The following is a 5,239-nucleotide window of genomic DNA, read 5'->3' as shown; positions in this document are numbered from 1 at the left end:
CTACCTATGGCATGACATTCATGTGGAACACGGCCAATCTGGAAGCGCTCGAGCAGGTACCATGGCCAGAGGAAGACAAAGAGGTTATTTCCGAGCAGTTCAAATGGGTGAGAGAACCTTCTCGCGTGCCAGGCGCTTATATGGTCGAGCGGGAAATTAGCAATGTTTGGAACAGGGTTGTCTTTAACGGGGATAATCCGCGAACGGCCATTGATGATGCTGTAGTACGGACTAATCGTGAAATCATGCGGAAGATGGAAGAGTTCGGCTATTATGCGAATGGCAAAATGATCAGGCCGTATCCGGTTCCGACCATATCATCGATAGACAAGTGGGTTGAGCGAAAATGAAGACACGCAGATTTAATGAGGCTTACCTATTTCTGACGCCTTATCTTTTGATGTTCGGCACGTTTATTATTATCCCGGTAGTGGTAGCGGCAGGCCTCTCCCTTACTTATTTCAATACGGTAGAGGCGCCGGAGTGGATCGGCTTCAAAAACTATATCGATCTGCTTACGCACGATGAAATCTTTATGCAAAATGTTCTGCCCAACACGATAAAGTTTGCTTTGATCGTAGGACCGGGCGGCTATGTCATTTCATTTCTGCTTGCTTGGATGCTGGCACAAGTTCCGAGCAAGCCGCGCACCATTCTTGCCCTTATTATTTATTCTCCTTCGATGACAATGGGAGTAGCGATGTCGGTCGTATGGACGATTATATTCAGCGGCGATCAAGCGGGATATATTAACTCCTTGCTGCTTAATTTAGGGCTGATCAACGCCCCTATACAGTGGCTGCAGTCACCGGAATATTTGATGACGATCATGATTGTCGTGTCATTATGGAGCAGCATGGGAGTTGGTTTCCTTGCCATGCTTGCAGGTGTTCTGAACATTGATCAAACGATATACGAAGCGGGTTATATCGATGGAATCCAGAATCGTTTTCAAGAAATTATTTATATTACGATTCCTTCGATGAGGCCGCAGATGCTGTTTGGCGCGGTCATGGCGGTTGTAACAACGTTCCAAGCCGGTGAGATTGGTGTTCAGTTATCAGGCGGCAACCCAACGCCGCAAAACTCAGGGCAGTTGATCGTCAACCATATTGCTGATTATGGCCTCATTCGCTATGAGATGGGGTATGCGAGCGCGATTTCTGTTGTGCTGCTGATCGGGGTATATATGCTGTCTAAGCTTTCGTGGAAATTATTCGGTGAGAAAGAGTAGGGGGTGCAAGTTTTGTCTTATCAAGGTACAAAAGTTAATCCGACCAAGTTTCACAAAAGTCAGCTGAAATTTTATGCCATTCTTATTCCTTTGGCGTTTTTTATGATGMTGCCAATCATATTTATCATCTCGCATGCATTCAAGCCGATTGATGAGCTGTTTGCATTCCCGCCGCGCTTTCTCGTACAGAAGCCGACATTTGATAACTTTAGAGATTTGTTTTTTACGACGTCGACATCAGGTATTCCGTTCAGCCGTTTTATATTCAACAGCTTGCTCGTAACGATCTCTGTCATGTTCTTTTCGGTATTTATTAGCGCGTTGGCTGCCTATGCAATGGCCAAGATGAAATTCAAGCTGCGCAAGGTGTTGTTTGAGGTAAACACGCTTGCCCTCATGTTCGTGCCAATCGCGGTACAAATTCCGCGCTACTTGGTCGTAGATCAGACCGGTATGTTGGACACTTATTTTGCTCATATTTTGCCGCTGCTGGCCATGCCAATTGGGCTGTTCCTGCTGAAGCAATTTATTGATCAAGTGCCCGAGGAGCTGAAGGAAGCGGCCATTATCGATGGAGCGAGTGAATTTACGGTATTCAGGAAGGTCATTGTACCTGTCATTATGCCCGCGCTTGCTACAGTCGCCATTCTTGCTTTTCAGGCGGTATGGAACAATGTCGAGACTTCAAATTATTATGTCAACGATGAAAGCTTGAAGACATTATCGTTCTTCATGAGCTCGGTTGCGTCGGGGTCCGGCAACACCATCGCGGGTCAAGGCATGTCGGCAGCTGCATCGCTGCTTATGTTCGTTCCGAACCTCGTCATTTTTATACTGCTGCAAAGCAAAGTGATGAACACAATGGCGCATTCAGGACTGAAATAGAGGAGACTCCGATGAAGAACATTAACGGCAAGGTTTTGTTGCTTGTTCTCGCCGTCTTCCTATGGCTTGATTCCTCATCCATGGTGCTCGCTGAAGCGCCTTACAAGACCTATACGGAAGACCATAACAGGCAATTTGTACGAACGCAGGATGCATATCATCCAGCAGGTTCAATAGAGAAGGTAGGAGATCTTGAGTTTTCCGGGCCTTCCGATATTTATATCGATGCGCGCAACCAAATCTATGTTGCAGATACGAACAATCATCGTATCGTGGTCCTCGATGACGAGGGGCAATTCATACGGGTCATCGGTGAAGAGGTTTTGCAGACGCCGGTTGGTGTATTCGTTGACCATAAAGGCGATGTGTACGCAGCGGACAGCGGACTTAATCAAGTCGTTAAATTTGGCGCTGACCATGCGGTAAAGCAAATCTTTGCGAGGCCGGAATCGCCGCTCTTTGGCAAAAACAATCCCTTTAAGCCGATGAAGGTGACGGTCGATAAGCGCGGAAACGTATATATCATAAGCGAGGGATCGACTAACGGCGTCGTGCAGATGAGCTCAAATGGCGATTTTCTTGGCTATTTTGGCAGCAATGAATCCAAAGCGAGCTTTCGTATTATGCTGGAGCGATTTTTGTTTACCGATGCACAGCGAGCGAAGTTATTCAAAAATGTACCGCCTTCTGCTACAAGCATCGACATTGATCAGAAGGGGTTAATTTATACGATAACCCAAGGCGACGAGGGAAGATCTGTCAAACGATTTAATATTTCCGGCTTCAATTTATTGCCTGCGGATATGACTTTTCATCCGCTGTATACAGATCTATTTATTTCGAAGAGCGGCAACATTTATACGATTAGCCAAACCGGCATTATTTTCGAATATGACACAGAGGGCAATTTGCTGTTCTCGTTCGGTGCACCCGATGATGGGAAGTCGCGGATCGGCATGTTCATTAATGCGGCTGGCATTGCAGTAGATGCAGGCGAAAATATTTATGTCGTCGACAAGGAAAGAAATAATATTCAAATCTTTAAGCCAACCGAGTTTACGAGTATGGTTCATCACGCGCTTGAGCTTTATAAGGAAGGGCACTACGTCAAGAGCCGTGAGCCGTGGAGTCAGGTGCTGAACAAAAACAACTTGTTCGACCTTGCGCATAAAGGACTGGCAGATGCCTACTACAAGCAGCAATTATATGCGGAAGCGATCGAGGAATATGTTATTGCGAACGATAAGGAAGGGTATTCCAATGCCTTCTGGGAAATTCGCAATCGCTGGCTGCAAAACAACTTGATTTATGTGCTGTATGTCGGAATTATTTTGTTCGTGCTGCGGATATTGGTGCGCTGGCTGCAGCGGAAAACAGGGGTATTTCATTCCGTTATTCGGTTGAAAGAGCAAGTTTTCTCAGCAGCGTTTATTCGGCATGTTATGTTTGTTTCCCGATTTATTAAAAGCCCTTTTGAAGGCTTTTATGGCATCAAGGAGGAACGGAAGGTTTCCCTTTGGTCCGCGTCGTTCTTGTATGTGCTTTTCTTTGCCGAATATGTGTTTGCACTTTATTACACCGGCTTTATATTCAACAACGTGGAGCCTTCCAGCTTGATTTTGATGAAGGAGATTGCCAAAGTATTTGCGCCGATTGCGCTGTGGATTATCGCGAATTACTTGGTGAGTACAATCAATGAAGGCGAGGGCAAATTTTCAGAAGTGTACAAAGGTACCATTTATGCTATGGCACCGTACTTGTTGTTCAGCCCTATCATCGTCATCGTCTCGAATGTACTGACGAACAATGACGCGTTCCTGTACAGCTTCTCAAGCAACATCATCGTCGTGTGGTGTGCGGTTCTCCTATTTATTATGGTGAAGGAAGTGCATGACTACACGGTCCGCGAGACGATTCGCAATATTTTGATCACCTTATTTGGCATGCTGATTCTGAGCTTAGTTGCATTTATTGTGTATGTGCTGCTCGATCAGGTATTTGATTTTGTTTATTCTGTCATACGGGAGCTGATGATACGTGCGGAACTCTAAATGGATTAGACCAGTCGTAACCGCCGTCATCATAGCTGCAGCCATTGCCATCGTATATGTCCTGTTTTTTGGTAACGGCCGCTCTAGCAGGGAGACGGGTGCGATTCCAGATTCGGAGCTGCAGTCCGCGTTTCCTGATCATGAAGAGGCAGGGTCAAAGTTATCCTCCGATTATCGCAAGGTGGCGGAGAATGAACATCTTGAGCTGTATCTCAAAGAACAAAGCTTGTCCATTCAAGTGAAGGATAAGCGCTCAGGCTACATGTGGTCTTCCGAAATCATCGACACGGAATCCAATGAATCTTGGAAAAATTTTATGGCATCGGGATTGTCTCTTGATTATTTCGAAGAGAGCAAGCCGAATGCAACGCGAACGGATCTTGTCTCTCAAGCGAATAAATMGATAACCCTCGAGTCGCTTGAAAAAGGATTTAAAGCGATTATTCGTTTAAACGATCTGAAGCTTGGAATGGAGCTGCATGTATCGCTGGAGAAGGATCAATTGGTGGTTCGGATTCCACAGCAAAGCATTCTTGAGGGAAATAAAACGAAGCTTGGGTCCGTATATGTTTATCCGTTCCTTGGAGCGACTAAGGCTAATGAAGTAAATGGTTATATGTTCATTCCAGATGGATCAGGTGCAATAATCCGGCTTGCAGACAATAAGGGGAAATTCAAAATCCCGTATGAAGCGAAGATTTATGGCACGAACGAAGGCATCGAAACGGTTAACCGTGATATTTTCACAAATCCGCCGCTCACCGTGCAATATCCCGTATTCGGAATGGTTCACGCTGAAGGCGGCAACGGACTATTCGGCATCGTAGAGAATGGTCAATATAATGCCAAAATCGTTGCGTATCCGAATGGAGTCAATACGCCATACAACTGGACGACGGCACAATTTCTATCTAGGGAATCATATCTCCAGCCAACGAGCCGGTCACTTGGCGGTGTCATCGTCTATGAGAAGGCTCGCAATCCAGAGGATATGAAAATTCGCTATACGTTCTTGAGCGGCAAGGACGCAAGTTATGTTGGCATGGCCAAGACGTATCAAGCGTACTTG

General features: G+C 45.8%; 4 protein-coding genes and 1 pseudogene. All 5 read left to right on the top strand.

All coding sequences use genetic code 11. From position 1 onward, the window contains the following. Positions 1-350 (top strand): annotated as a pseudogene (locus AC1DSE_RS29630) (extracellular solute-binding protein); the annotation flags it as partial. Next, positions 347-1,234, top strand: coding sequence for a carbohydrate ABC transporter permease (locus AC1DSE_RS29625; protein ID WP_441909462.1), 888 nt, complete (start codon positions 347-349; stop codon positions 1,232-1,234). The pseudogene AC1DSE_RS29630 and the gene AC1DSE_RS29625, both read left to right, overlap by 4 nt. Positions 1,235-1,246: 12 nt before the next feature. Continuing rightward, positions 1,247-2,119 carry a carbohydrate ABC transporter permease gene (locus tag AC1DSE_RS29620; protein ID WP_477528652.1) on the top strand — a complete coding sequence of 291 codons (873 nt, stop codon included), beginning with the start codon at positions 1,247-1,249 and terminating at the stop codon, positions 2,117-2,119. Between the two features lie 11 nt (positions 2,120-2,130). Continuing rightward, complete coding sequence (locus AC1DSE_RS29615) at positions 2,131-4,170, top strand: YIP1 family protein (RefSeq protein ID WP_477511088.1); 2,040 nt, start codon at positions 2,131-2,133, stop codon at positions 4,168-4,170. Beyond that, positions 4,157-5,239 (top strand): DUF5696 domain-containing protein (locus tag AC1DSE_RS29610; RefSeq protein WP_477528651.1); only part of this gene is annotated, 1,083 nt, incomplete at its 3' end. The genes AC1DSE_RS29615 and AC1DSE_RS29610, both read left to right, overlap by 14 nt.

The organism is Paenibacillus sp. 01L418 (assembly GCF_056400045.1).
This window is presented reverse-complemented; position numbering and strand designations above follow the sequence as displayed.

What these genes read in the sequence shown, in the direction of transcription:
- AC1DSE_RS29625 (WP_441909462.1), top strand. Translation starts at nt 347, where the DNA reads ATGAAGACACGCAGATTTAATGAGGCTTACCTATTTCTGACGCCTTAT.
- AC1DSE_RS29615 (WP_477511088.1), top strand. Translation starts at nt 2,131, where the DNA reads ATGAAGAACATTAACGGCAAGGTTTTGTTGCTTGTTCTCGCCGTCTTC.